The organism is Nocardia thailandica NBRC 100428 (assembly GCF_000308795.1).
Classification (GTDB): Bacteria; Actinomycetota; Actinomycetes; order Mycobacteriales; family Mycobacteriaceae; genus Nocardia; species Nocardia thailandica.
This window is the reverse complement of record NZ_BAGK01000307.1, coordinates 16,561-41,696: the sequence shown is the minus strand read 5'-3', so window position 1 is coordinate 41,696 and position 25,136 is coordinate 16,561. Positions and strand designations below refer to the sequence as shown.

Below are 25,136 nucleotides of genomic sequence, written 5' to 3'. Positions count from 1 at the left end.
GCCGGCCTCACGATCGTGGAGCGGCGCCCGGCCCGTTCAGGCGGTGAGCGCGTCGAGCGCCTTCTTCAGTGCGCGCGGCGCGGTGGGCGAGGTCGGTGCCTTCTCGCGCAGTTCCAGCATGCGGGCACCCATGTCCTGGAGCTGTTTGCGCCCGAGGTGCTTGCGGACCTCGGGGAACCACTCCTTCTCCTCTTCGTCGATGTGATGGTCGACGTTCTCGATGAGCACCGTCACCTTCGCGGTGAAGTGCTCGTCCTCGGGCTTCATCGTCGCGAGTTCCATGACCAGCACGTCGGCGACGTGGTGTTCCTCGTAGGACTCGAGGATGTCGTCCTCGACCTCCGGCACGAGGGCGCGGACCTCGGGATACACGCACTCGTTCTCGAGATAGGTGTGCACCGTCAGCGCCTCGATGATCTTGTCGACGATCCGGCCCTTCGTCGCGTACGCGTCGGTCCCGGCCTTCTCGAACTCACGGAACAGCCTGCGGATCTCCTTGTGGTCCTCACGCAGCAGCACGATGGCATCGGTGGACATGGGTACTCCTTCGCTACGGATCCGGCGGGTCCGGGCACCCGGCGTCGGCGCCGCGTGCCTCCGGTGTCCCAGCCGTACCCAGCGCTCGCGCGGCCAATCGGCCGGAACGCGCGCCGCCCGGCCGGGTACATCCCGCGATTCCGGGTAGTCGCCGTCTGTACCGGCCGAGATCCGGCCGTACAGAAAGGCAGTGATGAAGGCGGTAACGTGGCAGGGCAGGCGGAAGGTGTCCGTCGACACGGTCCCGGACCCGATCATCGAAGCGCCCACGGACGCGATCGTGCGGGTCACCTCCACCGCGATCTGCGGGTCCGATCTGCACCTGTACGAGGTGCTCGGCGCGTTCATGACCGAAGGCGACGTCCTCGGGCACGAACCGATCGGCATCGTGGAGGACGTGGGCGCCGGGATCGGCAACCTCGCGGTCGGTGACCGGGTGGTCGTGCCGTTCCAGATCAGCTGTGGTCACTGCTATCAGTGCGATCAGGGCCTGACCACCCAGTGCGAGACGACCCAGGTCCGCGAACAAGGCAGCGGCGCAGCGCTTTTCGGCTATTCCAAACTCTACGGGCAGGTCCCGGGCGGGCAGGCGCAGTACCTGCGGGTCCCGCACGCCGACTTCACCCACATCAAGGTGCCCGAAGGCCCCGACGACACGCGCTACCTGTACCTCTCGGACGTGCTGCCCACGGCCTGGCAGGCGGTCGAGTACGCCGCCGTGCCCGTCGGCGGATCGGTGACGGTGCTGGGGCTCGGCCCGATCGGCGACATGTGCGCGCGCATCGCGCTGCACCGCGGGCTGCGGGTGTTCGGCGTCGACCGGGTGCCCGAGCGGCTGCGGCGCGCCGCCGCGCGCGGGGTGGAGACCATCGACCTGGACGCCGAGAACGGCACGGTCGCCGAGATCATCCGGGACGCGACCGACGGGCGCGGCACCGACGCGGTGATCGACGCGGTGGGCATGGAGGCACACGGCTCACCGCTGGCCTCGACCGCGCAGAAGGCGGCGGCCTTCCTGCCCGACGCGCTGGCGGCCAAACTGGTCGACACCGCGGGCGTCGACCGCCTGGCGGCGCTGCTGTCCGCGGTCGACATCGTGCGCCGGGGCGGGACGATCTCGCTGGTCGGCGTCTACGGCGGGATGCTGGACCCGCTGCCGATGCGGGTGCTGTTCGACAAGCAGATCCAGCTGCGGATGGGCCAGGCCAACGTCAAACGCTGGACCGACGACATCCTGCCGCTGCTCGGCGACGACGACCCGCTCGGCGTGGACGACTTCGCCACCCATCACCTGCCCTTGGCGGCGGCGCCCGACGCCTACGAGATGTTCCAGCGCAAGACCGACGGCGCGGTGAAGGTCGTCCTGGACCCGTGGGCGTCGAACTGAGGCGCGCGTCCCCACCCATCTCCCTGGAGGTTGACATGACCCGGACCGAACCCGAATCCGCCCGCCTGCGCGCCGAGCGCGAGGAACTGGTGCGCCGGCGCACCGCCCTGAGCGAGGCGATCGAGCACGTGCAGCAGGTCGGCAGCTCCGCCGACGGCGAGCAGTACGTCGCCGCGCGGGAGGAGAAGTCGCTCGTCCAGACCCGTATCGACGAGATCGACGCCGAGCTCGGCCACCGGTGAGGCGGTGGCGCGGCGGGAACCGCGTGTCACGGCCGGACGGTCATCGATCCGGTCGCCGCAGGACTTCCAGGCGCGCCAGGTATTCCGGCTCGTCGATGTCGCCGCGAGCGAAGCGCTGGGCGAGCACCTGCTCGGCGGGGCGCGCGGGCGAGCCCTGGGCGCCGGGTCGGGATCGCGGCGCGAACCGCAGGGCGACCAGCACCACGACGAGCGTGGTCAGTGCCCACAACAACAGCATGCCCATGCCCATCCACGCATAGCCCATGTGGTCGGGGCCGTGGTCGTACCAGTACATGATCGCTCCTCCTCGGCGGTCGGTCGGCGGACCGAGGTGGTCTCCGAGCGGCTGGTAATACTCACCACCATTCGACTCGTGTTCCGCGTCTGCCGTCAGGGCCTGCGGTAGTCCGTCCGCCGGACTTTCGTCCCTCCTCGGCAGGACCCACGTCCGGCGGGTTCAGCTGCGCGGTGTCCGGCATCCGCAGGTGTCGCCGAGGTGCAGTTCCGGGGCGCTCGGTGCGGCGGCCGGACGATCGGCGGGCGCGGACGGGCCGGTGAGCAGTTCGTCCAGGGCGCGGCGGGCGATGCGGTCGACCGGCTGGCGGGCGCTGGTCAGGTCGTAGGGGCCGTATCTCGCCTGGTTGCCGTCGAAGCCGACGACGCGGACGTCCTCGGGGATGCGCAGACCGTGGTCGGTGAGGGCGCGGGTGGCGGCGGCGGTCTGGCCGTAGGTGCCGACGACGACGGCGTCGGGGGGTGCGGGGCGGACGCGCAGGAAGTCACGGACGGCGGCGTAGGCGCCGTCGGCGGTGAGGTCGGTGCGGATCTGGTGGAGCGGGGCGTCGCAGGCGGCGACCGCGCCGGCGAAACGCTGCGCCACGGTCTCCCGGTCACCGTGGGTGACGTCGTCCTCGGTGAACCCGCCGACGAAGGCGATGTCGCGGCACCCGTGGATCCCGGCGAGGTGCCCGGTGACGAGCCGGCCCGCCTCGACGTGGTCGGCGCCGATGATCTCGGCGTCGATCTCGCCCCGCATGCTGTGCATCCACGCCACGGGGACGCGTGCCCGCGCGCACAGCGCGGCGACCTCGGCCGCGTCGCAGGCGCCGATGACCACCAGACCGTCGATACCCGCCTCGATGAACGCGGACACGAACTCGGCCTCGCGCACGGGGTCGTAGCCGGTGTTGCCCACCATCGTCAGGTGATCACGCGCCCTGGCCTGCCGTTCGACGCTGCCGACGAACTCGCCGAACAGCGGCAGGATGAGATCGGGTACCAGCAGCCCGATCTGGCGCCAGCGTCGCGGGCGGCGCAGCGACTGGGCGCGGCGGTCGAGGCGGTAGTCGAGTTCCTCGATCGCCTGGGACACCCTGGCGCGCAACGCGTCCGACACCGGCCGCGGCCCGCCGTTGAGGACATAGCTCACCACGGCGGTGGACGTCCCCGCGCGGCGCGCGACATCGGCGACCGTCGGACGTTTCGACACCACTGACACCTCCTGCTCGGGACCGGCCCGGCCGGTCCCCTCCACAGCAACGTCCCCACCACCGGGGCGGAAGGGTTCGATTCACGTCGATTCTGACAGTTCCCGGGCCGACGCGCCGTCCCTACGCTAATCGATTAGAACGTTACGGAGCGGACCTGCCGCCGTAACACGGCATTGGTGGAGTAGCGGACATGGCATTTGTGAGAATCACCGGGGTCACGTACCTGGATCCCGAACTCGTCCACGACAGTTTCGTGGTGTTCACCGGCGCGGACTCGGTGACCCGCCTGATCGACCTCACCGGGACCGTCGTGCACGAATGGCCCCACGCCGGGGTGCCGCCGCGCGTCCTCGACCCGGCGCTCAACGGCGGCCGCGTCGGCGATGTCGGCGTGCAGCTGACCGAGAGCGGTGACGCGCGCGGCGGCATCTACGCCAACGGCACGGTCGGGCAACTGGATTGGGCCGGCGAGCGGGTGTGGGAGTGGGGCACCGAGGCGCCCGGCGGCGCGGCGCGGCAGAACCACGACTGGGAACTGCTGCCGAACGGCAACCGCCTGATCCTGGTCACGGTGCCCCGGGTGGTACCCGCACTGGGCGACCACGTGGTCGGCGACCAGGGTCTCTACGAGGTCGCCCCCGACGGCACGATCGTCTGGTCGTGGCTGGCGGGCGACCATCTCGCGGAGTTCGGCTTCTCCGAGGCGGGCTGGGAGGCCCTGCGCGCCACCGTCGCTCGCGATCCGGAGGATCCGTGGGGCTACCTGGAGATGAACAGCGCGAAGTCCCTCGGCCCGAACCGCTGGTTCGACGGGGACCCGGACAGCGTGTTCGCCCCGGACAACATCCTGATCAGTTTCCGCAAGGCCAACATCATCGCCCTCCTCGACAAGGCCACGGGTGCGCCGGTGTGGCAGTGCGGCCCCTACTACGAGGCGACCCCCGGTGCGCAGCATCAGCGGATCACCACCCACAAGGTGCCCCGCCCCCTCGATCAGACCTCCGGCCAGCACAATCCGCACATGATCGCGCCGGGCCTGCCCGGCGCGGGCAACATCCTGGTCTTCGACAACCAGGGCGGCGCGGGCTATCCCGCCGCGCCCCTTGGCATCTACGCGGGCTCGCGGGTCCTCGAGATCGATCCCTCGACGAGGGAGATCGTCTGGCAGTACACCGCCGAGGACTCCGGCCTGCCGCCGTGGACGTTCTTCAGTTCCTTCGTGAGCAACGCCCAGCGCCTGCCCAACGGCAACACGCTGATCACCGAAGGTATGCAGGGCAGGCTCTTCCAGGTCACCCCGGACGGTGACGTGGTGTGGGAGTACCTCAGCCCCTACGAGGGTTACGGCGTGGCCGGGGAGCCCGAGGTCAAGCACACCCGGGTGCCGGGCGTGGACCGGCTGACCCTGAGCCCGCTGGTCTACCGCGCCCAGGCGGTGCCCTTCGCGTGGACCCCGCTGGGGACCCCCGCGCGGGCCCTGCCGTCCATCGATCTGCGCGGTCGATCGTGACCGGCCCGGTCGTCGCCGAGAAACCGCGCACGCGCGTCGAGTCGGCGCCGCCCCCGGTGAGCGCCGGGCGGTCTCCCGGGCACGCAGTCGCCCGGCGGCGGATCGGCGCCGCGGTGCGCCCGGTGGGCTGGGCGCTCGCCGGTCTGCTCCTGGCGGGGCTCGCCTGGTCGGCCGTGGTCGCCACCGGCCACTTTCCCCGCCAGCTCTTTCCGAGCGTGCCGGAGATCCTGGCCGCCGGACGGTCGCTGTGGGACTCGGGACTGCTCGGCGAGGACCTCCTCGCCAGCCTGCGCCGGGCGGCGGCCGGTTTCGTGCTCGGCGCGGCGGCCGGGACCGCGGTCGCGGTGCTCACCGCGACCACCGCACCCGGGCGGCGGCTGCTGCAGCCCGTCCTGCGGGTCTTCTCCCCCATCCCGACCATCGGCCTGGTCCCGCTGGCCATCCTCTGGTTCGGGCTCGGCGAGGACAGCAAGATCCTGGTCATCACCCTCGGCGTGTTCGTTCCGGTCTGGATCAACGCGCACGCCGGCCTGGCCACCACCCCGATCGACTACCTCCAGGCCGCGCGCTGCCTCGGCGCGGGCCGCCGGCAGACCCTGGCCAGGGTGGTGCTGCCCGAGGCGGCGCCCGACATCATCGCGGGGCTGCGAGTGGGCGCGGCGACGGCCTTCGTCCTCATCGTGGTCGCCGAGATGACCGGTACCACCGCCGGACTCGGCTACCGCATCTACCAGGCGCAGCTGTTCTCCCAGGCCGACCGGCTGATCTTCTGTCTGCTGGTCCTCGGCGCGATCGGCGCCCTGTGCGACCTGGCCCTCCATACCCTCACGGCACCGTTCACCCGATGGGCGAAAGAGCAGCACTGACATGAGCATTCGGACCGACGATCTGGTCGTGCGCTTCCCCGGCGCGCCGGCGCCGACCATCGACCACCTCACCATGAGCCTGCCGGAGGGATCGTTCACCGTCCTGGTCGGCGCGTCGGGCAGTGGCAAATCGACTCTCCTGCACTGCCTCGCGGGGCTGACCGCGCCCACCGGCGGCCGCGTCGTCCACGACGGCGAGACGGTCACCGGCCCCGATCCCCGCCGCGGCGTCGCCTTCCAGCGCGACGTGCTGTATCCGTGGCTGAGCGTGGCCGACAACGTCGGCTTCGCCCTCGCCGCCCGCGGCACGCCGCGGCGACGACGCCGCGAGCGCGTCGCCGAACTCCTCGAGCTGGTCGGGCTCGCTCCCGAGGTCGCGGGCAGGCGTCCCGCCGAGCTCTCCGGCGGCATGCGCCAGCGCGTGGGCATCGCGCGCGTCCTGGCCGGTGAGCCGCAGGTCATGTTCATGGACGAACCGTTCGCCGCGCTCGACGCCCTCACCCGGCTGCGGATGCAGGACCTGATCATCGACCTCTGGCACCGGCTCCACCGCACGGTCGTGTTCGTCACCCACGACATCGACGAGGCCATCCGCCTCGGCGACACGATCGAGGTCCTGCGCGACGGCGGCATCGCCGAATCCCTGAACAACCCGCTCCCGCGCCCCCGGCCCGCCGACAGCCTCGCCGATCTGCCCGGCTACAGCGCGCTGCGCAAGACACTGCACCACCACCTCGGCGTCGACCACGCCGAGCCCGGCCCCGCCCCCGCACACCCCCGAGGACACCGATCGTGAAAACCCCACTGCGCCGCGCACTTCTCGGCCTGCTCGCCGCCCTCACCATGACCGCCGCGACCGCGTGCACGGGCTCGGACTCCGCCCCGGGCACCCTGACCGTCGGCTTCGTCGTCGACCCGTCGTGGGCCCAGATTCCCGTCGCCTCCGCCACCGGGCTCTTCGACAGGGAGGGTGTGCGCGTGAAGGTCGTCAACTTCTCCTCCGGCGTCGAAGCGCTGCAGGCCCTCGCCGCCGGACAGGTCGACATCACCACCGCCGCGGACGTGCCGAGCTCGGCCGCGCTGGCCCGCAACCCGTCCCTGCGGGTCGTCGGCGACGGCTCGCGCTGGCAGGGATCGAGGATCGTCGCCCGCCGCGACGCGGGGATCAGCACGCTGCGCGACCTGGCGGGCAAGTCCGTCGGCACGCCGCTGGGCACCAGCGCCGCCTACTACGCGACCAACGCCCTGGCCGCCGGGCACGTCGACGCCCGCCTCGTCCAGGCCGCGCCGTCGGCGACCCTCACCGCGATCACCCAGCGCAACGTCGACGCCGTCTCGATCTTCCAGCCCTACCAGGCCCAGGTCGTCGCGGCGCTCGGCGACAACGCCGTCGAGCTGACCGGCGGCACCTACAACCAGCACAGCCTCTACCTGTCCTCGCAGTCGGCCATCACCGGCAAGCGCGCGGAGATCGGCAGGTTCTTCACCGCGCTGCGGGCGGCGGGCGGCGAACTGGACCGCCGCAGCGACCCCGCCGTCGCCGCCGTGGCGGCCGCGACCCAGCTCGACCCCGCCCTGCTGCGCACGATCCTGGCCGAGTTCGACTTCACCCTCCAGCTCACCCCGGACGCGGCGACGAAACTGCTCGAACTGGGCACGTGGGCCCAGACCCAGGGCAACCTCGACCGCGCCGTCGCCCTGCCGGACTACGCCACGCTGCTCGAGACCGGGTTCGTCGGATCCTGACGTCGCCGTCGCGCCGGCCGGCGTCACCGCGACAGTGAGCAGCGGAATGGACTGGTAACCGAGCACTTCCGGCCCGCATCCTGACCGCCGTCGCCGAAACGTCAGGAGGTGCGCGATGGTGCGCAGAGGTGAACACGCGGTGGTGCTCGGGGCGAGCCTGGCCGGGTTGCTGGCCGCGCGGGTCCTCGCGGAGTCCTACGACCGGGTCACCGTGGTCGAGCGGGACCTGTTCGAGGACGAGTGGGGATTCCGTCGCGGCGTGCCGCAGGCCAGGCACGTCCACGCGCTGCTGCCCAGCGGGTCGGGTGCCTTGGAGGCCCTCTTCCCCGGGCTGCTGGCCGAACTCGTCGCGCACGGAACCCCGGTGATCTCCGACTACACGGAGTTCTGGTTCTCGATCGCCGGCCATCGGCTGTCCTCCGCGGTCGAGCCGGGCGTGCTGACCTACCTGCCGACGCGCCGGCACCTGGAGCAGCGGATCCGGCGGCGGGTCGCGGAGATCCCGGCGGTGCGCGTCGTCGACGGACACGATGTGGTCGGCCTGGCGGGCGACCCGGCCGCGGGCCGGATCGCCGGGGCCCGGATCAGGGCCCGCACCCCGGACAGCCCCGAGGAGTTCCTGGCCGCCGACCTGGTGGCCGACGCGCTGGGGCGCGGCACCCGGGTGCCTGCCTGGCTCACCGAACTCGGCTTCGCCGCGCCCGCCCAGGACGCCGTGGCGGTGCACATCGGCTACTCCAGCGCGCGGCTGCGGCTGCGGCCGGGGACCGCGCCGGAGAAGATCGTGCTCATCGGGCCCACGCCGACCCGGCCGACCGGTATGGCGCTGCTCGCCACCGAGGACGACACGTGGCTGTTCACCGCGACGGGCTACCGCGACCATCACCCCGCCGCCGGCTTCGAGGCGATGGTCGAGGGCGTCGCCGGATTCGCGCCCGCGCACGTCGTCGAGGCGCTGCGCGGCGCGGAGCCCCTCGCCCCGGTGGCGACCTACCGCTACGAGGCCAACCGCAGGCGCCGCTACGACCGGGCCGAGGCCCTGCCGCGCGGGATCATCGCGCTCGGGGACGCGCTGTGCGGCTTCAATCCGATCTACGCCCAGGGCATGTCGGTGGCCGCGCTCGCGGCGACCGCCCTGCGGGAGTGCCTGCGCGACGGCGGCGACGATCTCGAGCGGCGATACTTCCGCGCCGCGGCGCGGCCGGTGGACGTGGCCTGGCAGCTGGCCGTCGGCCAGGACCTGACCCAGCCGCTGGTCGAGGGTCCGCGCCCGCTGCGGGTCCGGCTGGTGAACCGGTACGTGCGGCGCCTGCTCGAGGCGGGCGAGCACGACCCCGTGGTGGCCGCCCGGTTCCTGCGGGTGTCGTCCTTCGTCGACTCCCCGGCCGCCCTGCTGCGGCCGGACATCGTGGCGCGGACCGTGTTCCGGTCCCGGCGCGCCCCGGCCGACGTCCCGCGCCCGGCCGCGCTCGCCCGATGACCCCGCCCCGCCGACGCGGAGCTGATACACAGGGGCGATGACGACTCCGCCACCGACCGTCGCCGAACGGCTGCGCGCGGCCCGCAGGCGCCGGTTCGTCGGGCGCGCGGGCGAGGTGGCACTCTTCCGTGACGCGCTCGACGCCGCCGATCCCCCGTTCACCGTGCTGTTCCTGCACGGCCCCGGCGGCATCGGCAAGACCACCCTGCTCGCCGAACTGCGGGAGGTCGCCGCGTCCGCGGGGGCGCGGACCGCCTGGATCGACGGCCGCACCGCGGACCCCGCGCCCGGCACCTTCCACGACGCCGCCGCACCGGCCGACGAGCGGTTCGTCCTGTTCGTGGACACCTTCGAACGTCTGGCGCCACTGGAGGATTGGCTCCGCGAGACCTTCCTGCCCGCCCTGCCGGTCTCCGCGCTCGTCGTGCTCGCCGGGCGCACTCCCCCGGATCCGGCCTGGGCCGCGGATCCCGGCTGGCAGGAGCTGGTGCGGGTGATCGCCCTGCGCAATCTCGCCCCCGACGACGCACGCGAGTATCTGCGCGCGGCGGGGGTCGCGGCGGACGCACACGAGCGGATGCTCTCGCTCACCCACGGTCATCCCCTGGCGCTGTCGCTGCTGGTCGACCTGGTGCGCCAGACCTCGGCCGAGTTGCCCGCGAGCCTGGCGCAGGCGCCGGACGCGGTGCGGGCGCTGCTGGAACGCTTCGTCGATTCCGTTCCAGGGCCGCGTCACCGGGCCGCGCTGGAGGTGTGCGCGCACGTCCGGCACACCACCGAGGCGCTGCTGCGGGCCGCGCTCGGGGAACCCGGCTGCGCCGAGATCTTCGCGTGGTTGCGGGGACTGGCGGTCATCGAGCAGGGGCCGTTCGGCCTGGCGCCGCACGACATCGCGCGCGATGTGCTCGACGCCGATCTGCGCTGGCGCGATCCGGAGTCCTACCTGAGGATCCATCAGCGGGTCCGCGCGCATCTGCTCGGCCTGCTCGACGACACCGCGCACGACGCGCCACCGGTCGCGGACCTGATCTTTCTGCACCGGCACAATCCCACCATCGCCGGCTATTGGGACTGGCCGAGTTTCGGGCGCGCGTTCCCCGACCGGTACGGGCCCGCCGACCGCGACCCGATCCTGGCCATGACGCGACGCCATCAGGGCCGCGAGCAGGCCGAACTGGTGGACTACTGGCTGGCCCGCCAGCCCGAGCGGTTCGTGGCCGTGCGCGGCGCGGGGAGCGCGCCGATCGGCTACTTCTGCCGCCTGGCCCTGCACGAGGCGAGCGAGAGCGACCGGGCGGGCGACCCCGGCACGGCCGTCATGTGGGAGCACGCGATCCGCTACGGGCGGACCGCGCCCGGCGAACCGGTGTACGCGGGGCGCTTCCTCGTCGACGCGGTCGCCGATCAGCTCCCCTCGCCGACGATGAACACGGTGACCGCGTTCTCCACCCACGCGTGGCTGTCGCAGCGGGGCGCGGCCTGGGATTTCATCGGCGCCTTCGCCGAGTCGGAGGCCTGGGAACCGTTCATGCGTCACATCGACTTCCACCCGGCCACGGGCTACACGATCGGCGCCCGGCGCTACGCGGTCTACGCCCACGACTGGCGCCGGGTCGGGATCGCGGACTGGCTCGACCTGACCAACGACCGTGTCGTCGGCCCGCCGCTGCACCGACCGGCGCCCCCGGAGCCCGAACTCGTGCTCTCCCAGCAGGAATTCGGACAAGCCGTCCGCGCGGCGCTGCGGGAGCTGGGACGCGGCGGCCGCCTCGACGGCAATCCGCTGCTGCGTTCGCGCGTGGCCCGCTCCCGCCCCGGGACGGTGAGCGGTGACACGCTGCGCGCGCTGATCGTCGAGATCGTGGAGGCCCTGCGCGCCGAACCCCGCGCGGGCAAACTCCACCGCGTCCTCGACCGCACCTACCTGCGTCCCGCCCCGACCCAGGAACGGGCGGCCGAGATGCTAGGGCTCCCGTTCTCCACCTACCGGCGCCACCTCACCCAGGGGGTCGCGCGGGTGGTGGCCGAGCTGTGGGAGCGCGAGCTGTACGGTCCGCCGCGCTAGCGACCGGCCGAGACGGACCGGGCGCCCCACCCCACCCACAGCAGGAGCACGCCGCATCCGGCGACCACCAGCCACCCGGGCGTCGCCGCCGCGGCCAGCCGCTCCGCGGGCACGCCGGCGACGAGCCCCGCCGCGAGCGCGACACCGACCGCGGTGCCGAGTTGCCGTGCGGTGGACGCGGTTCCGCCCGCGACGCCGGCCCGCTCGGGCGGCAGGCCGGCGACGGCGGTGTCGGTGATGGGCGCGTTGGCGAAGCCGACACCGATCCCGACGGCCAGGTAGGCCGCGGCGAGCAGCGACGTGTCCGCCCCGCTCGACCCCAGCAGCAGGGCGCCGCCCACCACGAGGCATCCGCCCGCGAGCAGCAGCGGAAGCCGCGCGCCGACCCGGCCGACCAGGTAGCCGGACACCGGCGCGCACACCATCGCCCCCAGCGCCATCGGCAGGGTCGCGGCGCCCGCGGCCAGCGGCGTCCAACCCTGTGCCCGTTGCCGCAGCAGCGTGGTCAGCAGCAGCGTGGTGCTGAACGCGACGAACACCGCGACCGCCCCCGCGATCGCCCCGGCGAAACGGGGAACCAGAAACAGCCGGGGATCGATCAGCGGCTGCGGGCTGCGCAGCTCGACCCGCGCGAACGCGATCGCCAGCACGACCAGCGCGGGATACCCGGCGATCACCGGCGGTGCCGTCCAGCCGAGGCGCGGCCCCTCGAGCAGCAGCGCGGTGACGGTCCACAGCACCGTCACGAGCAGCACCTGACCGGGCAGGTCCACCCGCCGCGACCGCTGGCCCCGCGACTCCGGGACCAGGGCACGCACCAGCACGATCGCCACCACAACGACCGGCACGTTCACCCAGAACACCGCCCGCCACCCGAACAGCGCGATCACCGCCCCGCCGGTGACCGGACCCGCCGCCATACTCAGCCCGAACATCGCCCCCCACACCCCGATCGCGCGGGCCCGCTCCCTCGGATCCGGCATCGCGGCGACCACGATGGCCAGCGCCACCGGCGTCAGCATCGAGGCACCCACACCCTGTGCGACTCGGGCCGCGACCAGGAACCCGAGCGAGGGCGCCGTCGCGCACGCGGCCGAGGACGCCGCGAACACGATCAGCCCCGCCTGGAACACCCGCCGCCTGCCGAGCCGGTCGGCGGCCGCCCCCGCCGTGATCAGGGCGCTCGCGAACGTCACGGTATAGGCGTCGACGACCCAGGCCGCGCGCCGCGTGTCCGCGCCGACACCGCGGCCGATCTCGTCCAGACCCACCGCCACGATCGTCGTGTCCAGACCGACCAGGAACAACGCCGACGCGCAGATCGCCAGCACGGTCCACCGCCTGCGCGCGCTCAGCGCGGGCACTGCCGGCAACGTCTCGGTCATCACCACACCACCTCTCACCGAGCCCGGCTCCGCGCCGGGCGCCGCCGATCGTCCGTGTGGGTGGCCGACCCGATCCACAGTTTTTGCGGAATCTGCAAACATGGGGCCATGGACACCGAGACAGCGACGATCCTGGCGGCGATCGGGCCACGGCTCCGGGCCCTGCGCCACGAACGCGGCCTGTCGCTGTCCACGGTCGCCGACCGCTCCGGCCTGTCGGTGAGCACCCTGTCGCGCCTCGAAACGGGCCGCCGCGCACCCACTCTCGACCTGCTCCTGCCCCTGGCCAGGACCTACCGGGTCTCCCTCGACCGCCTCGTCGCGCCGCCGCCCACCGGCGACCCCCGTATGCACCTGCAACCACACCGCCACGCCTCCGGCGGCGTGGTCGTGCCGCTGACGGGCTACCCGGGCCGGGTCCAGGTCTTCAAACACGTGCTCGGGCCCCGCGCGCCCCGCCTGGTCTCCCACGACGGTCACGCCTGGCTCTACGTCCTCGCCGGCACCCTGCGGCTGCTGCTCGGCGAGGACGAACACCTCCTCACGCCCGGCGAGACCGCCGAGTTCGACCCGGCCGTGCCGCACTGGTTCGGCCCCGCCGGGGACGCCACCGTGGAGATCCTGCACCTGTTCGGGCCCCACGGTGACCGGCCGGTCTCCCGGGTCACCCTCGGCTGAGGGCGGCGCCGCTCATCGCGTCGCGTCCACCAGCCGGCGCACCGCGATCTCGTAGACCTGGCGCAGGACCTCGGTCTCGGCGTTCAGTTCCTGCTCGGACATGGGCGGCTGCAGCATCACCATGGCCGAGAGCACGTAGCGGCCCACGCGGGCCACGAAGCGCTGCTGACCGACCGGCGTCGGCGGTGACTGGCCCTCCCCCGCCCGCACCTGCTGGGTTCCGGTCGCGCGCAGCGCCACGCTCTCGGTCGCGGCGGTCGCGGGGACCGCGACCGCGCTCATCGCGAAACGCACCGTCCGGTCGCGGGCGGTGGCCTCGATGTCGGCGCAGTGCTGGAGCACGTTGGTCAGCCCGGCGACCGGCTGGTCGGATTGGACGACCTGGACGAGGAACACGGCGGGACTCGTGCCCGAGACGACCGATTCGCGCGCGCCCGCGCCGACCGGGTTCTCCAGCAGGGACCGGCATCCCTCGTCGGTGAAGGTGAGCGCGGCGCCCGCGGGGGGATCCGCGGCGGTGAACGTCTGCGGCGTGCCGAGCAGCGAGTATCCCGGCGGATACTCCGCCAGCAGGGGCAGCGATTTCATCGCGACGATCCCGGGCGGTGTCGTCTCCGTCGCGCAGCCGACGGCGAGCAGGGTCGCGCCGGCCACGATCAGGCGCGCCCACGTCCTGTTTCGCGCGCTCATGCGGTCCGCTCACCGCCGACCAGCACGCGCTTGAGGATCTTGCCCGTCTCGCCCCGGGGCAGCTCGGCGACGAAGGTGACATCGCGCGGGACCGAGAAGCGGCTGAGCCGGTTGCGGACGTAGTCGCGCACCATCTGCGGGTCGAGGCCCGAGTCCTGGTTCTTGACGAGGAAGGCGGCCAGGCGCTGGCCGAACTCGCGGTCGGGCACGCCGACCACCGCGACCTCGCTGACCTGCGGCAGGTGCGCGAGCGCCTCCTCGACCGGGCGGGGGAAGACGTTCTCGCCGCCGGAGATGATCATCTCGTCGTCGCGGCCGGCCACGAACAGCCGGCCCTCGGCGTCGAGGTAGCCGAGGTCGCCCGTGTCGAGCATGCCGTCCGCCTCCGTCGGCGGCGCGTCGCTGACATAACCGTCGAAGAGCATGTGGTTGGCCACGAAGATCCGGCCGACGACACCGACCGGCACCGGCCGGTGCTCGGCGTCGAGGACCGCGATCCGGGTGCCCAGCGGGGGCCGCCCCGCCGTCGTCGGCGCGGCACGCAGGTCCTCGGGCCCGGCCACGGTCGCCCAGGACACCTCCGTCGACCCGTAGAGGTTGTAGAGGATCTCGCCGTAGCCGTCGAGGAAACGGTCCACGGTGACCGCCGCCAGCGGCGCCCCGCAGCTCACCACGTGCCGCAGGCTGCTCAGGTCGTAGCGGGCGCGCACCTCGGCGGGCAGGTCGACCATGCGCTGCACCATGGTCGGCACCACGATCAGGGTGTGCACGCCGTGTTCGGCCACGCGGCGCAGGCAGTCCTCGGCGTCGAAGCCCTGGGTCAGCACGACCGTGGCCCGCACCGCCGTGCTCAACTGCAGCGCCGACAGCCCCCAGGTGTGGAACAACGGCGCCGGGATCATCATCGTGCTGCCCACGTGGATCGGGATCCGCGACAGCAGCGCCACCAGGGTGTCGAAGCCCTTGGCGTGCGGGCGGCGCGCGCCTTTCGGCCTGCCGCTGGTTCCCGAGGTGAGCACGATGTGGCGGCCCGGCACGGCCGGCCGGGGAAAGCTCTCGCCACCGAGGCCGATGAGATCTTCGATCCGGGTCCGTCCGGGATCGAGGGGCACGTCGTCGGTGGCGAAGCGCGGCAGGTCGCGGTGCAGGTAGCGGACGAGGTGGTCCAGCGTGGTGTCGACGAACAGCGCCGAGAGGCGGTGGCGCTGCACGATCTCCTCGATCCGGCGCGCGGGGAGCCCGGCGTTGAGCAGCGCGACGTCGACGCCGAGTTTGCCTGCGGCGACCATGGTCTCGACCATGCCGCAGTGATTGCCCGCCAGCAGGCCGACCGCGTCGCCCGCCCGCAGCCCGACCGCGTACATGCCCGCCGCGAGCGCGGTGCTGCGCTTGTCGGTTTCGGCGAAGGTCACCGTGCTCACGTCGTCGATGACGGCCAGCTGATCGGGGCTGTGCGCGGCGCCCGCGGCATAGCCGCCCGCGAGGTTGAATCCCCAGCGGTAGAGCGAACGCAGCTGACGCGCCGAGGTCAGCGGCGGGGCGAGCAGCCCGGCGTTGACCCACCAGCGCACGATCTCGGATCTGCGGCGCAGCGTTGCCCGCTCCCCGTTGGCGACCACCGAGGTCGGCGCGCCCCGGACCACATCGGCCGCGCGGCGCAACCCGGCCTCGACCCAGGCGGCGATCTCGGCATTACCGACCCCGTCCAGCGCCGGGTGCAGGCGGGTCGCGGCGAAGACCGTCACGCTGACCCGGGTGCGCTCCTCGGCGCCGGTGAGCCGCACGAGCGCGAAGCTCCCGGAACCGGGACTGTGGACCTCGAAGCTCTCGTACCAGCGGCCGACGGTGACCGCCAGGCTGCACTGCCGCACACCGATGTCGGGATCACCGATGCGGACGTGCCACTGCGCCGCGTCGGCACCGGGGTCCTGCACGCGGTCACAGCCGCCGATGCCGGCCCACAACCGCGGATAGCTCTGCGGTTCGAGCAGTACGTCCCACAGCGCCCGGCGGGCGACAGGCAGTTCCACCGTCACATCGACGACATCACTGGGCATTGCGAGTGCCTTTCTCCGGCCCGGCCGAGCTGCCGGTCGGTGCCCGTCGCGCCACGAACTCCCCACGTGACGGTGCCCTGGCCGGGCATTGCACCGATGACCCATCGTCGGCGCCCACCCGCGCCCGCGCCGGAATTCCTCCGCATTCTGATCCGATCGACAGCATGTGCGCCGGAAACGATATGAGATGTCCCGAACCCGCGTAATGCGTCTCCGGGAGATCGCCCGCTGCGCATTCGACACCATCGGCCGGCGCGCACCGCACCGGATATGACCGATGACAGTTTCCGGGTCCGTCCGGCACGTCGGGGACACACAGTGAAAACCGGCGATGTTGACATGTCCCGAGTAATTTCCCCGCGCTCGGTCGCCCTGCGCAGACACCGGCGGCGCGGACCCGCGCGCAGGTTCTCCTGGGTACGTTGTCATTCATGGTCGGGGACAACGAGAACGAGAATTACGAGAACGACCTCACCGGATTCCGGCGGTCGGAATACACCGAGCGCGCCCAGGACATCCTGCGCTGCGGCGCGGTGCCCGCGGACGCGTGGACCGCGGATCTGATCGTGCGCCTGGTCGGCGCCGCGCGCGAGTGCGCCCGCTGCGGCATCCCCATCGGGGTGGCGTGGACGGCGGCCGAGGAGGGCTTCTTCCTCGGCGATCCCGGCGACGACGACGAGCATCTGCTCCGGTTGCGGGTCGTGGTCGCCGAGAGCATCTTCCGTGGATACGGTTCCGCTGACGCCGCGGGCCACTGATCGAGAACGACGAGCGGTGGGGGCGACCGATTCCGGTCGCCCCCACCGCGTTCGCCGTGACCGCCGCCTGTTACAGCGAGCCGCCGCCGCCGACGACCCAGGGGTTGAACGTGCAGACCAGGTTCGGGCTGCCGACCGGGTCCAGCGCACGCAACGCGATCGACAACGCCCGGGGGGAATACATCATCGTCAAATGATCCGAGACGTCCTGCTCGCACCCGTCCTGCAACGTGATGTTCGAAACCGTCGCCCCCGCACCGGCCTTCAGGAAGGTCAGATCATAGGGATTGGTCACCTCGTCGTAGCGGGTCCCGACCACCGTGTAATCGACCCCGGCCACCGTGTCACCGTTCGCGTTGAGCCGATTCACGAAATCCGAGCCGATCGTCTGCTGGATACCGGCGTGACCGACGAAGATCTCGATGAAACCGAGGATGTCGATACCGGCGTTGTTGATCATCCGGCCCAACGCCCCGATACCGTCGAGCGAGGTCCCGTGATGCGTCGCACCGAAAGTGATCAGATTCTTCACCTTCGCCGCACCACCCTCGTACTTGGTGTACCAGTTCGACATCGACCCACCCTGCGAGTGCGCCACGATGTCGACCTCCTCGGCACCGGTCGCCGCGAGCACCCGATCCACGAACGTACCCAACTGCTTGGCCGAATCCTGGATGTACCCGGTACCCATCACACCCGGCAACACCGAACCCAGGCCACCACCCTCGACCAGATTCGACCGACCGTAATTGAACGTGAACGTGCAATAGCCCGCGTCCTTGATCGGCTGACCCATGAACGCATACCCGTTGTAGGCATTCATCCACGTCCCATGGATCAACAACACCGGACGCGGATGCGCCGCACTCGGCTTGCAGTTCCAGTCGTTGGCACCCGGAGGCGACGCATCACCATTGGCCAACCCATAGGCGAACGCCGCCAGCCACGACGTCTGCGCCGGGCCCCAGCCCCGGGTGTCACTGGCATAACCACCCGAAGACCCCGAACTCGAACCCGAACCGCCGTAGCAGTCACCCGAGCCGTTACCCGACCCGGTACCCGAACCGGAGTTACACGCCGAACCCGACGCACTCCCGCTCGGACCGGCGACGGGCCGCCCGGCCGCGATGATGTCGGCCAGGGCCTGCTCGGTGGGTTCCGGTGTCGGGTTCGCCGAGGCGCCCGCACCGGACAGGGCGACAGCGAGCGCGCCGACGCCGGTGAGTACTGCCGCATGCACACTGCGTCTGCGGCGGCGAGTTGTTTTCATAGACACTTTGCCTTCCGAAGGGAAAAGGTTCGGCTCGAAAGCCGTCCCGAACCTAAGCCCCGAAAAGCGAAGCAAATTGCGGTGATCGCGGCCTCTGGACACTTCACCATCGCCCCGTCGGCATCGCCATGGCGCCGCACAGGAAATATTCGGAGGAATTCCGCACGATGTCCGTGCCGCGGGAATCGTGGCAGGAACGCGGTGTTCCGCATTCGGGGAAGGCGCGTTGTCCGGTATCGCGCGATTCGCCCGGCGTGGTTGTGATGACGGTGAATCGCGCACTCGGCTCGCGCGCGGTCAGCGCCCGAATGCCTCCTGACGCAGCAGGCGCAGCATGCTCGGGTTGTCGGTGGTGGTCACGACCGCGACGACGCGGCGGAAGAAGAGGTCTTCCTCGGCCAGCCGCAGCAGGCTCGCCGCCAGGTCGGCGCGCGCGGTGAAGCGGCCGTCGGCGTGCCCGGCCACCAGGGTGTAGTCGGTGACCGTGGGCAGGTCGTAGAGCCCGCTCGGCCGGACGACGGTCCAGTCCAGGTCGGCGTCCTCGACCAGCGCCTCCATCCTGCGCATGTCGTCGTAGAGGGTCTTGCCGAGCACCTTGGCCACGTAGGGCTGCACCACGCGATTGAACAGGAATCCGCCGTCGGAGTAGGGCTTCGGGTCGACCGCGCTCGACGACACCACCACCAGGCGCCGCACGCCGTGCTCGCGCATCGCCGCCGTGATGGCGGCCGCGCCCACCGAATAGGTGGTGATCTCCGCCTTGCCGAACGGCACGCCCAGGGTGGACAGCACCGCGTCGGCGCCGGCGATCGCGACGCCGACCGATTCCGGCTCCCGCACATCGCCGCCGAACACCGTCAGCCGGTCGTGGGTCAGGGGGAAGTCGGCGGGCCGGCGGGTGACCGCCACGACGTCGTGCCCGCGGTCGAGGGCCCGGGCGGTGAGCAGACGGCCGGTGGGCCCGTTGGCTCCGAAGATGGTGAGACGCACGACGTCCTCCTTGGTGCGGCGACGGCACCTACCCCTTTCGGTGCCATATGATATGAGAACCATACCATCTATTTCGAGAGTCATACTATATGGGATCCGAAAATCATCGGCGGCGGGCCGCCAACGCCGTCAAGGACGCGCTCCGGGACCTGAACACCCAACTGGCCCTGCTGAACCGGCAGTTCGGCGGCAAGCTCGCGCTCAAGGACGCCGACTGGAACTGCCTCGACCTGATCCAGCGGCAGGGACCGCTCAGCCCCGGCGCCCTGGCCAGGCTGGCGGGCCTGCACCCCGCCACCATGACCGGGATCCTCGACCGGCTCCAGCGCGGCGGGTGGATCACCCGCGACCGCGACCCCGACGCCGCCGATCGGCGCGCGGTCACCGTCCGCGCGGTCCGCGACCGCACCCCCGAGGTGTACCGGGTGCTGTCCGGGATGAACGCCCGCATGGACGAGCTGTGCGGCGACTACACCACCGAGCAACTCGATGTGATCGCGGACTTCCTGCGCCGCACCGCCTCCGCGGGACGGGACACGGCCACCGAACTCGCCGCGGATTGAGCGCCGCGCCGGCGGGACGGCACCGTGTTTCGCCCGGTTTGCCCGGGGTAGGCGATGCTCGCCGGGCACGTGCCCGGCCCGAGCCGAGGAGGTAGCCATGCCGACCGAGCCCCGCTCCCCCGACGACCACGCCTACGACCCCCGTGAGGATCCCGACGCGGACCCGGAGATGCTGCAGAACGAGGAACGGCACGTCCCGCAGCCGGATCAGGCCGAGGGCGAGGACGAGGACGGCTGACGCGCCCGACGCCGATTCGGTCCGCCCCGGGCGGGTAAGCGCCGCGTGACCGACGGACGACGAGAGGAGCCCATCATGGCCGTGTGCGACACCTGCGGCAACGACTACGCCCGAGCGTTCACCGTCAGCCGCGGCGAGCAGCACTGGGTGTTCGACAGCATCGAATGCGCCGCGACGACGCTGGCGCCCACCTGCGCGCACTGCCGGTGCCGGATCCTCGGGCACGGGCTGGAGAGCGACGGCGCGATGTACTGCTGCGCCCATTGCGCGCGCCACGCGGGGCAGACGGCGCTCGTCGACAACGCCGACACCTGACGCGGCGGCGGTCGATTACCGCCCGCGGCCCCGGGTACACGCCGACCAGCGTGCGTTCACGGCAGTTCGGCACGGCTGTCCACCAGCGAGACCGGCGAAAGGTGATGACCGATGTCGACGACGATCGCCGAAGTGACCCCCGCGCGGACCGCGGTGCGCGTCGCCTCCGTCCCGGCTTCCCACGTCTACGTCCGCCACCTGTCGGCACCCGACGGCGACGGCGAGGTCACCCGGCTGCCCGACCCGCCGCCGGCCGACGGTCGCACCGTTCCCGGCGGCTGGTGGCCGCCGCTGATGCTCGACCCGGGGTGGATCCGCGCGAACCATCGCCACTTCGACGTGTTCCACATCCATTTCGGCTTCGACGCCGTGTCCCCCGCGACGCTCACCGACATCGTCGGCGAGCTGCGGACCCTGGGCAAACCGCTCGTGTACACGGTGCACGACCTGCGCAATCCCCACCAGCCCGACCCGGCCGGGCACGACGAGCAGCTGGACGTCCTGATCCGGGGCGCCGACGAACTCCTCACCCTGACCCCGGGTGCCGCCGCGGTGATCGCGGACCGCTGGCACCGGCAGTGCCGGGTGCTGAGCCATCCGCACGTGGTCGAGCGGGACCTCATCCGGGCCCCGCGCCGCAGCCCGGGGCCGTTCACCGTGGGCGTGCACGTGAAGAGCCTGCGCGCCAACATGGATCCGTTCCCGGTGCTCGAGGTCCTGGCCGACACCGTCGCGGACCTGCCGGACACCGTGCTGCGCATCGACCTGCACGACGAGCTGTTCGAGCCGGGCAACCACTGGTACGCGCCGGAGGTGGGCCGCAGGCTGCTCGACTTCGGGCGCCGCCCGCACGTCGAGGTCCACCAGCACCCCTACTTCACCGACGACGAACTCTGGCAGTACCTCTCGTCGCTGTCGGTCTCGGTGCTGCCGTACCGGTTCGGCACGCATTCGGGCTGGCTGGAGGCCTGCTACGACCTCGGCACCGCGGTGATCGCGCCCAGCTGCGGCTTCTACCGCGAGCAACGGCCCTGCCACGTCTTCACTTTCGACGAGGACCGGTTCGACCCGGAGTCCCTGGCGCGCGCGGTCCTGGCGAGCCGGGAGACGCCCGCCGCCCGCGCGACCTGGCCCGCGCGGCGCGCGGAACGGCGCGATCTCGCCGCCGCGCACCACGCGCTCTACCGACAGGCGCTGGCGCGATGACCGGCGGACCGCTCTCGATCGCGCTGCTGGCCTCGAGCCGCCACCCGATCCGCCAGCCCTTCGCCGGCGGGCTGGAGGCGCACGTCTGGTACCTGGCCAGGGCGCTGCGCCGGCGCGGACACCGCGTCACGCTGTTCGCCGCCGAGGGCAGCGATCCCGCCGCCACCGATGCCACCGTGCGCGTGCAGCCGTTCCGGGCCAGCGCCGCCGCGGGCAACGACCCGTCGGCCGCGCCCGCGCCGTTCCTCGCCGACCACCACGCCTACCTCGCGCTGATGATCGACCTGGCCGCGCTCGGCTCACGCTCCTTCGACGTCGTCCACAATCACAGCCTGCACTACCTGCCCCTGGCGATGGCGCCCGCACTGGACATCCCGATGCTCACCACCCTGCACACTCCCCCGACCCCGTGGCTGGAGTCCGCGCTCGAGGTCAGTCTGGGGGCGGGCAGCGGCTTCGTCGCGGTCAGCGAACACACCGCGCGCTCCTGGCGGCCGACGGTGCCCGACGTCGACGTGATCGCCAACGGCGTCGACGTGGCGAGCTGGCCGGTGGGCCCGGGGGGCGACGACGTCGCCTGGTTCGGCAGGCTGACGCCGGAGAAGGGCGCGCACCTGGCCATCGCGACCGCGCGGCGCGCCGGGCGCAGGCTGCACCTGGCCGGCCCGGTCAGCGACCGGCGGTACTTCGACGAGCGCGTCGCCCCCTGCCTCGACGGCGACACCGTCTATCACGGGCATCTCGACCAGCCCGCGCTGGCCGACCTCATCGGCGGCTGCGGCGTGGTCCTGGTGACCCCGCTGTGGGACGAGCCGTACGGGCTCGTGGTGGCCGAGGCGCTGGCCTGCGGTACCCCGGTCGCGGCGTTCCGGCGCGGCGGCATCCCCGAGATCCTCGACGCCACCTGCGGGCGGCTCGCCGAGCCCGGCGACGTGGACGGCCTCGCGGCGACCGTCGAGGAGGTCTGCGGCCTCGACCGCGCCGCCGCCCGGGCCCGCGCGGTGGCCCACTGCGGCCACGACCCGATGGTGGAGGCGTATCTGCGGCGCTACCGCCACCTCATCGCCGCCGACCGGGCCGGGCGCGCACGCAAGGGCGCGCCGTGATCGGCTACTACATCCACCATCACGGCTCGGGCCATCTCGCCCGCGCCGAGTGCGTCGCCGCGCACCTGCGTTCGCCCGTCACCGCGCTGACCTCCCTGCCGGTAGGCGACACCGCCTTCGACGACGTCGTGCGGCTGCCCCGCGACGACAGCGCGGCCGAGGTACGCGACCCGACCGCGGCCGGGTTGCTCCACTGGGTTCCCCTCGGCGACAGCGGTTTACGCGCCCGGATGGCCGCGGTCGCGGCCTGGATCGATCGCGCGCGTCCCGCCGCGATCGTCGCCGACGTCTCGGTGGAGGTGGCGTTGCTCGCCCGGTTGCACGGCGTGCCCGTGATCGCGATGGTCCTGCCCGGCGAGCGCACCGACACCCCGCATCGCCTCGTCCACCAGCTGGCCGACGCGCTCGTCGCGGCCTGGCCGCGCGAGGTCTACGACCCGGCATGGCTGCACGAGCACCGCGCCAAGACCCGCTACGTCGGCGGGATCTCGCGCTTCGCGGGGGCGGCGAAGCCACCCCGGCACGGCGCCCGGCGGCCGGCCGTGCTGGTGCTCGCGGGCCGTGGCGGGAGCGCGTTCACCCCCGCGCTGATCGAGCGCTGCGCGCGCAGGCACGACCGCTACCGATGGTCGGCTCTCGGCGTCGGCGAGTGGACCGACGACCCCTGGCCCCGGCTGTGCGCGGCCGACGTGATCGTCTCCCACGCCGGGCAGGGCGCGGTGGCCGACATCGCCGCCGCCGCACGGCCCGCGGTGCTGATCCCCGCGCCGCGACCGTTCGGCGAACAGCGCGCGACCGCGGCCGCCCTCGGAGCGGCCGGGCTCGCGGTGACCGTCGAGGACTTCCCCCACGACGATCGGTGGCCGGACCTGCTCGAGCGGGCACGCCGCCTCGACACCGGCCGATGGCGGCGCTGGTCGGTGGAGGGCGCCGCCGCCCGGGCAGCCGCGGTCGTCGAGCGCGTCGCCGACCGGCGCGTGGCGGCATGAGAACCGCGGTGATCACCCTCGCGGCGGGCCGGATCACGCACCTGCGCAACCAGATCCGCGGACTGGCGCGCAATCGCGCCACCGATCACATCGTGGTGTCGATGAACGACCCCCGCGTGGCCGACGTGGCCCGTCGCGGCGGGGCGCACGGCGTCCGCCTCGACACCGCCGGGCCGCTGCCCCTGGCCGCGGCCCGCAACCTGGGCGCGCGGACCGCGCTCGCGCGCGGCGCGGACCTGCTCGTGTTCCTCGACGTCGACTGCGTCCCCGACGATCGGCTCCTCGACCGCTACCTCGCCGCCGCCCGCCGCCGCCCGGGCCCGGTCCTGCTGTGCGGTCCCGTCACCTATCTCGGGCCGCCGCCGCCCGGCGGATACGACATCGCGTCGCTCCCCGAGCACCGCGCGCCCCACCCGGCGCGTCCGGCGCCCGCCGACGACGCGCTGATCGACAGCACCGCGCTCGACCTGTTCTGGTCGCTGTCGTTCGCCGTGACCGCCGCGACCTGGCGCGCGATCGGCGGGTTCTGCACCCGGTATCGCGGCTACGGCGGGGAGGACACCGACTTCGCGTACAAGGCCGGGGCCGTCGGCGCGGGCCTGTGCTGGGTCGGCGGTGCCGACGCCTACCACCAGCATCATCCCGTCTCCGATCCGCCGGTCGAGCATCTCGACGACATCCTGACCAACGCGCGGATCTTCCACGGCCGCTGGGGACGCTGGCCGATGCGCGGCTGGCTCGACGCGTTCGCCGAGGCCGGGCTCGTCCTCTACGACGAGGACGCCGACCGCTGGCTCAGGACCGGGCCGTCCCTGACGGCCGCGCGGCCCGCGAACTAGAGCGGTTCGTGGATCTGCTGGGTGACCAGGGCCGCGACCTCCACCGTCGCTTCCGCGGCCGCGCGGACCGGCTCCGGGGCCTCCTCGTCGCCCGCGACGACACGGGCGAGCTGGTGCAGGTCGGCGGTCAGCGCGATCAGCGCGGCCTCGGCGGCGTCGAGGTCGGGGCCGTGCTGGTGCAGGGCGGGATCCTCCCGGCGCACCCGCAACCCGGCCCGCTCGCGCGGCGGGACCCGCAGCACGTCGTCGATGACCTCGCCCAGCCGCGCGGCCAGGTCCTCGCACGGCTCGACCATGCGCGGATAGCGGGCCGGGGTCGGCAGGGCGTGCTCGGTGATGATCCAGGCCGCGGTACCGATCGCGGTGACCGCGCGATGGCAACGCGCCAGCGGCACCACCGCGGGCACCGCCGCCGGGACGTCGGCCAGTCCGCGCCGGGCTTCGGCGAGCAAGGCGACCACCCCACCCGGGTCGGCGCCGGACACGCTGTCGAACGGGCCATGACCTGCGACAACATGACTGTTCATGGCCGGCGATGCTAAAGCCGCCCCGCGACACGCAGAAGGCGACCCGCCGAGCCCGTGACTCGATCGTGCACCGAGCGCAGGCGACCCGCGACGCTCCCGGCCGATCGCCCCACCGGTGGCTTCATGCCGTCGGCGCGGCGGCCGAGGACAACCGGACACGAAGTCCGGACCGGAGGAACCTCGGCGGCGGTCCTCGACGTTG

26 protein-coding genes are annotated in these 25,136 nt (G+C 72.5%); 17 read left to right on the top strand and 9 right to left on the bottom strand.

Features of this window, described 5'->3' with window-relative positions:
- Positions 1 to 36: 36 nt before the first annotated feature.
- A complete protein-coding gene (locus tag ON36_RS30770; RefSeq protein WP_043661091.1) occupies positions 37 to 537 on the bottom strand; it encodes a hemerythrin domain-containing protein in 501 nt (166 codons plus the stop codon).
- A gap of 193 nt (positions 538 to 730) precedes the next feature.
- On the opposite strand from ON36_RS30770, the gene ON36_RS30765 reads away from it, so the two are divergent.
- Both ON36_RS30765 and ON36_RS30760 read left to right on the top strand, forming a co-directional pair.
- Complete coding sequence (locus ON36_RS30765) at positions 731 to 1,924, top strand: alcohol dehydrogenase catalytic domain-containing protein (protein WP_043661090.1); 1,194 nt, start codon at positions 731 to 733, stop codon at positions 1,922 to 1,924.
- 35 nt (positions 1,925 to 1,959) lie between these two features.
- Positions 1,960 to 2,166 carry a GreA/GreB family elongation factor gene (locus ON36_RS30760; protein WP_157225091.1) on the top strand — a complete coding sequence of 69 codons (207 nt, stop codon included), beginning with the start codon at positions 1,960 to 1,962 and terminating at the stop codon, positions 2,164 to 2,166.
- Between the two features lie 40 nt (positions 2,167 to 2,206).
- On the opposite strand, the gene ON36_RS30755 is transcribed toward ON36_RS30760, so the two are convergent.
- Both ON36_RS30755 and ON36_RS30750 read right to left on the bottom strand, forming a co-directional pair.
- Positions 2,207 to 2,461 (bottom strand): SHOCT domain-containing protein, encoded by a 255-nt coding sequence (locus tag ON36_RS30755; protein ID WP_245558271.1) that lies wholly within the window; start codon positions 2,459 to 2,461, stop codon positions 2,207 to 2,209.
- A 162-nt stretch (positions 2,462 to 2,623) separates the two neighbouring features.
- A complete protein-coding gene (locus tag ON36_RS30750; RefSeq protein ID WP_043661118.1) occupies positions 2,624 to 3,658 on the bottom strand; it encodes a LacI family DNA-binding transcriptional regulator in 1,035 nt (344 codons plus the stop codon).
- Between the two features lie 188 nt (positions 3,659 to 3,846).
- Between ON36_RS30750 and ON36_RS30745 the strand changes: the two genes are divergently transcribed.
- The 6 genes from ON36_RS30745 to ON36_RS30720 all read left to right on the top strand — a co-directional run bounded on the left by ON36_RS30745 (position 3,847) and on the right by ON36_RS30720 (position 11,323).
- Positions 3,847 to 5,166, top strand: coding sequence for an aryl-sulfate sulfotransferase (locus tag ON36_RS30745; RefSeq protein ID WP_043661085.1), 1,320 nt, complete (start codon positions 3,847 to 3,849; stop codon positions 5,164 to 5,166).
- Positions 5,163 to 6,032 carry an ABC transporter permease gene (locus ON36_RS30740; RefSeq protein ID WP_245558270.1) on the top strand — a complete coding sequence of 290 codons (870 nt, stop codon included), beginning with the start codon at positions 5,163 to 5,165 and terminating at the stop codon, positions 6,030 to 6,032. The genes ON36_RS30745 and ON36_RS30740 overlap by 4 nt, the downstream gene beginning before the upstream one ends.
- 1 nt (position 6,033) lies before the next feature.
- Entirely contained in the window at positions 6,034 to 6,828 is a 795-nt protein-coding gene (locus ON36_RS30735; protein WP_052314552.1) for an ABC transporter ATP-binding protein, read from the top strand.
- The gene (locus ON36_RS30730; RefSeq protein WP_043661083.1) at positions 6,825 to 7,778 is read left to right on the top strand and encodes an ABC transporter substrate-binding protein; all 954 of its coding nucleotides are present in this window, start codon (positions 6,825 to 6,827) and stop codon (positions 7,776 to 7,778) included. The genes ON36_RS30735 and ON36_RS30730 overlap by 4 nt, the downstream gene beginning before the upstream one ends.
- A 115-nt stretch (positions 7,779 to 7,893) precedes the next feature.
- Complete coding sequence (locus tag ON36_RS30725) at positions 7,894 to 9,258, top strand: FAD-dependent oxidoreductase (protein ID WP_043661081.1); 1,365 nt, start codon at positions 7,894 to 7,896, stop codon at positions 9,256 to 9,258.
- 37 nt (positions 9,259 to 9,295) lie between these two features.
- Complete coding sequence (locus ON36_RS30720; RefSeq protein ID WP_043661079.1) at positions 9,296 to 11,323, top strand: AAA family ATPase; 2,028 nt, start codon at positions 9,296 to 9,298, stop codon at positions 11,321 to 11,323.
- Here ON36_RS30720 and ON36_RS30715 read toward each other — a convergent pair.
- Positions 11,320 to 12,708 carry an MFS transporter gene (locus tag ON36_RS30715; protein WP_083885561.1) on the bottom strand — a complete coding sequence of 463 codons (1,389 nt, stop codon included), beginning with the start codon at positions 12,706 to 12,708 and terminating at the stop codon, positions 11,320 to 11,322. The genes ON36_RS30720 and ON36_RS30715 overlap by 4 nt on opposite strands.
- Positions 12,709 to 12,816: 108 nt before the next feature.
- On the opposite strand from ON36_RS30715, the gene ON36_RS30710 reads away from it, so the two are divergent.
- A complete protein-coding gene (locus ON36_RS30710) occupies positions 12,817 to 13,386 on the top strand; it encodes a helix-turn-helix domain-containing protein (protein ID WP_043661077.1) in 570 nt (189 codons plus the stop codon).
- Between the two features lie 12 nt (positions 13,387 to 13,398).
- Here the strand turns inward: ON36_RS30710 and ON36_RS30705 are convergent, their stop codons facing one another.
- A complete protein-coding gene (locus ON36_RS30705; protein WP_043661075.1) occupies positions 13,399 to 14,076 on the bottom strand; it encodes a hypothetical protein in 678 nt (225 codons plus the stop codon).
- Complete coding sequence (locus tag ON36_RS30700) at positions 14,073 to 16,133, bottom strand: AMP-binding protein (RefSeq protein ID WP_043661073.1); 2,061 nt, start codon at positions 16,131 to 16,133, stop codon at positions 14,073 to 14,075. The genes ON36_RS30705 and ON36_RS30700 overlap by 4 nt, the downstream gene beginning before the upstream one ends.
- Positions 16,134 to 16,564: 431 nt before the next feature.
- Here ON36_RS30700 and ON36_RS30695 point away from each other — a divergent pair, with 431 nt between their 5' ends.
- Positions 16,565 to 16,891, top strand: a complete 327-nt coding sequence (locus tag ON36_RS30695; RefSeq protein ID WP_043661072.1) for a hypothetical protein — start codon at positions 16,565 to 16,567, stop codon at positions 16,889 to 16,891.
- Positions 16,892 to 16,961: 70 nt separating this feature from the next.
- Here the strand turns inward: ON36_RS30695 and ON36_RS30690 are convergent, their stop codons facing one another.
- Together ON36_RS30690 and ON36_RS30685 are read right to left on the bottom strand one after the other, a co-directional pair.
- Positions 16,962 to 18,161, bottom strand: coding sequence for an esterase/lipase family protein (locus ON36_RS30690; RefSeq protein WP_043661070.1), 1,200 nt, complete (start codon positions 18,159 to 18,161; stop codon positions 16,962 to 16,964).
- A 297-nt stretch (positions 18,162 to 18,458) separates the two neighbouring features.
- Positions 18,459 to 19,151: an NAD(P)-dependent oxidoreductase gene (locus ON36_RS30685; protein WP_043661068.1), complete on the bottom strand. Its 693-nt coding sequence runs from the start codon at positions 19,149 to 19,151 to the stop codon at positions 18,459 to 18,461.
- 89 nt (positions 19,152 to 19,240) lie between these two features.
- On the opposite strand from ON36_RS30685, the gene ON36_RS30680 reads away from it, so the two are divergent.
- The 7 genes from ON36_RS30680 to ON36_RS30655 all read left to right on the top strand — a co-directional run bounded on the left by ON36_RS30680 (position 19,241) and on the right by ON36_RS30655 (position 24,407).
- Positions 19,241 to 19,714, top strand: a complete 474-nt coding sequence (locus tag ON36_RS30680; RefSeq protein WP_043661066.1) for a MarR family winged helix-turn-helix transcriptional regulator — start codon at positions 19,241 to 19,243, stop codon at positions 19,712 to 19,714.
- 97 nt (positions 19,715 to 19,811) lie between these two features.
- Positions 19,812 to 19,952, top strand: coding sequence for a hypothetical protein (locus ON36_RS35600; RefSeq protein ID WP_085999729.1), 141 nt, complete (start codon positions 19,812 to 19,814; stop codon positions 19,950 to 19,952).
- Between the two features lie 75 nt (positions 19,953 to 20,027).
- Positions 20,028 to 20,267 carry a metallothionein gene (locus ON36_RS30675; protein WP_043661064.1) on the top strand — a complete coding sequence of 80 codons (240 nt, stop codon included), beginning with the start codon at positions 20,028 to 20,030 and terminating at the stop codon, positions 20,265 to 20,267.
- A 111-nt stretch (positions 20,268 to 20,378) separates the two neighbouring features.
- Positions 20,379 to 21,473, top strand: coding sequence for a glycosyltransferase family protein (locus tag ON36_RS30670; protein ID WP_052314551.1), 1,095 nt, complete (start codon positions 20,379 to 20,381; stop codon positions 21,471 to 21,473).
- On the top strand, positions 21,470 to 22,579 hold the full coding sequence (locus ON36_RS30665) for a glycosyltransferase (protein WP_043661062.1): 1,110 nt from the start codon (positions 21,470 to 21,472) through the stop codon (positions 22,577 to 22,579). Before ON36_RS30670 ends, ON36_RS30665 begins: the two co-directional genes overlap by 4 nt.
- The gene (locus ON36_RS30660; RefSeq protein ID WP_043661060.1) at positions 22,576 to 23,568 is read left to right on the top strand and encodes a glycosyltransferase; all 993 of its coding nucleotides are present in this window, start codon (positions 22,576 to 22,578) and stop codon (positions 23,566 to 23,568) included. Before ON36_RS30665 ends, ON36_RS30660 begins: the two co-directional genes overlap by 4 nt.
- Positions 23,565 to 24,407, top strand: coding sequence for a glycosyltransferase family 2 protein (locus ON36_RS30655; protein WP_043661058.1), 843 nt, complete (start codon positions 23,565 to 23,567; stop codon positions 24,405 to 24,407). Before ON36_RS30660 ends, ON36_RS30655 begins: the two co-directional genes overlap by 4 nt.
- On the opposite strand, the gene ON36_RS30650 is transcribed toward ON36_RS30655, so the two are convergent.
- Complete coding sequence (locus ON36_RS30650; RefSeq protein ID WP_157225090.1) at positions 24,404 to 24,934, bottom strand: hypothetical protein; 531 nt, start codon at positions 24,932 to 24,934, stop codon at positions 24,404 to 24,406. The two genes, ON36_RS30655 and ON36_RS30650, sit on opposite strands and share 4 nt — an antisense overlap.
- Positions 24,935 to 25,136: the final 202 nt, after the last annotated feature.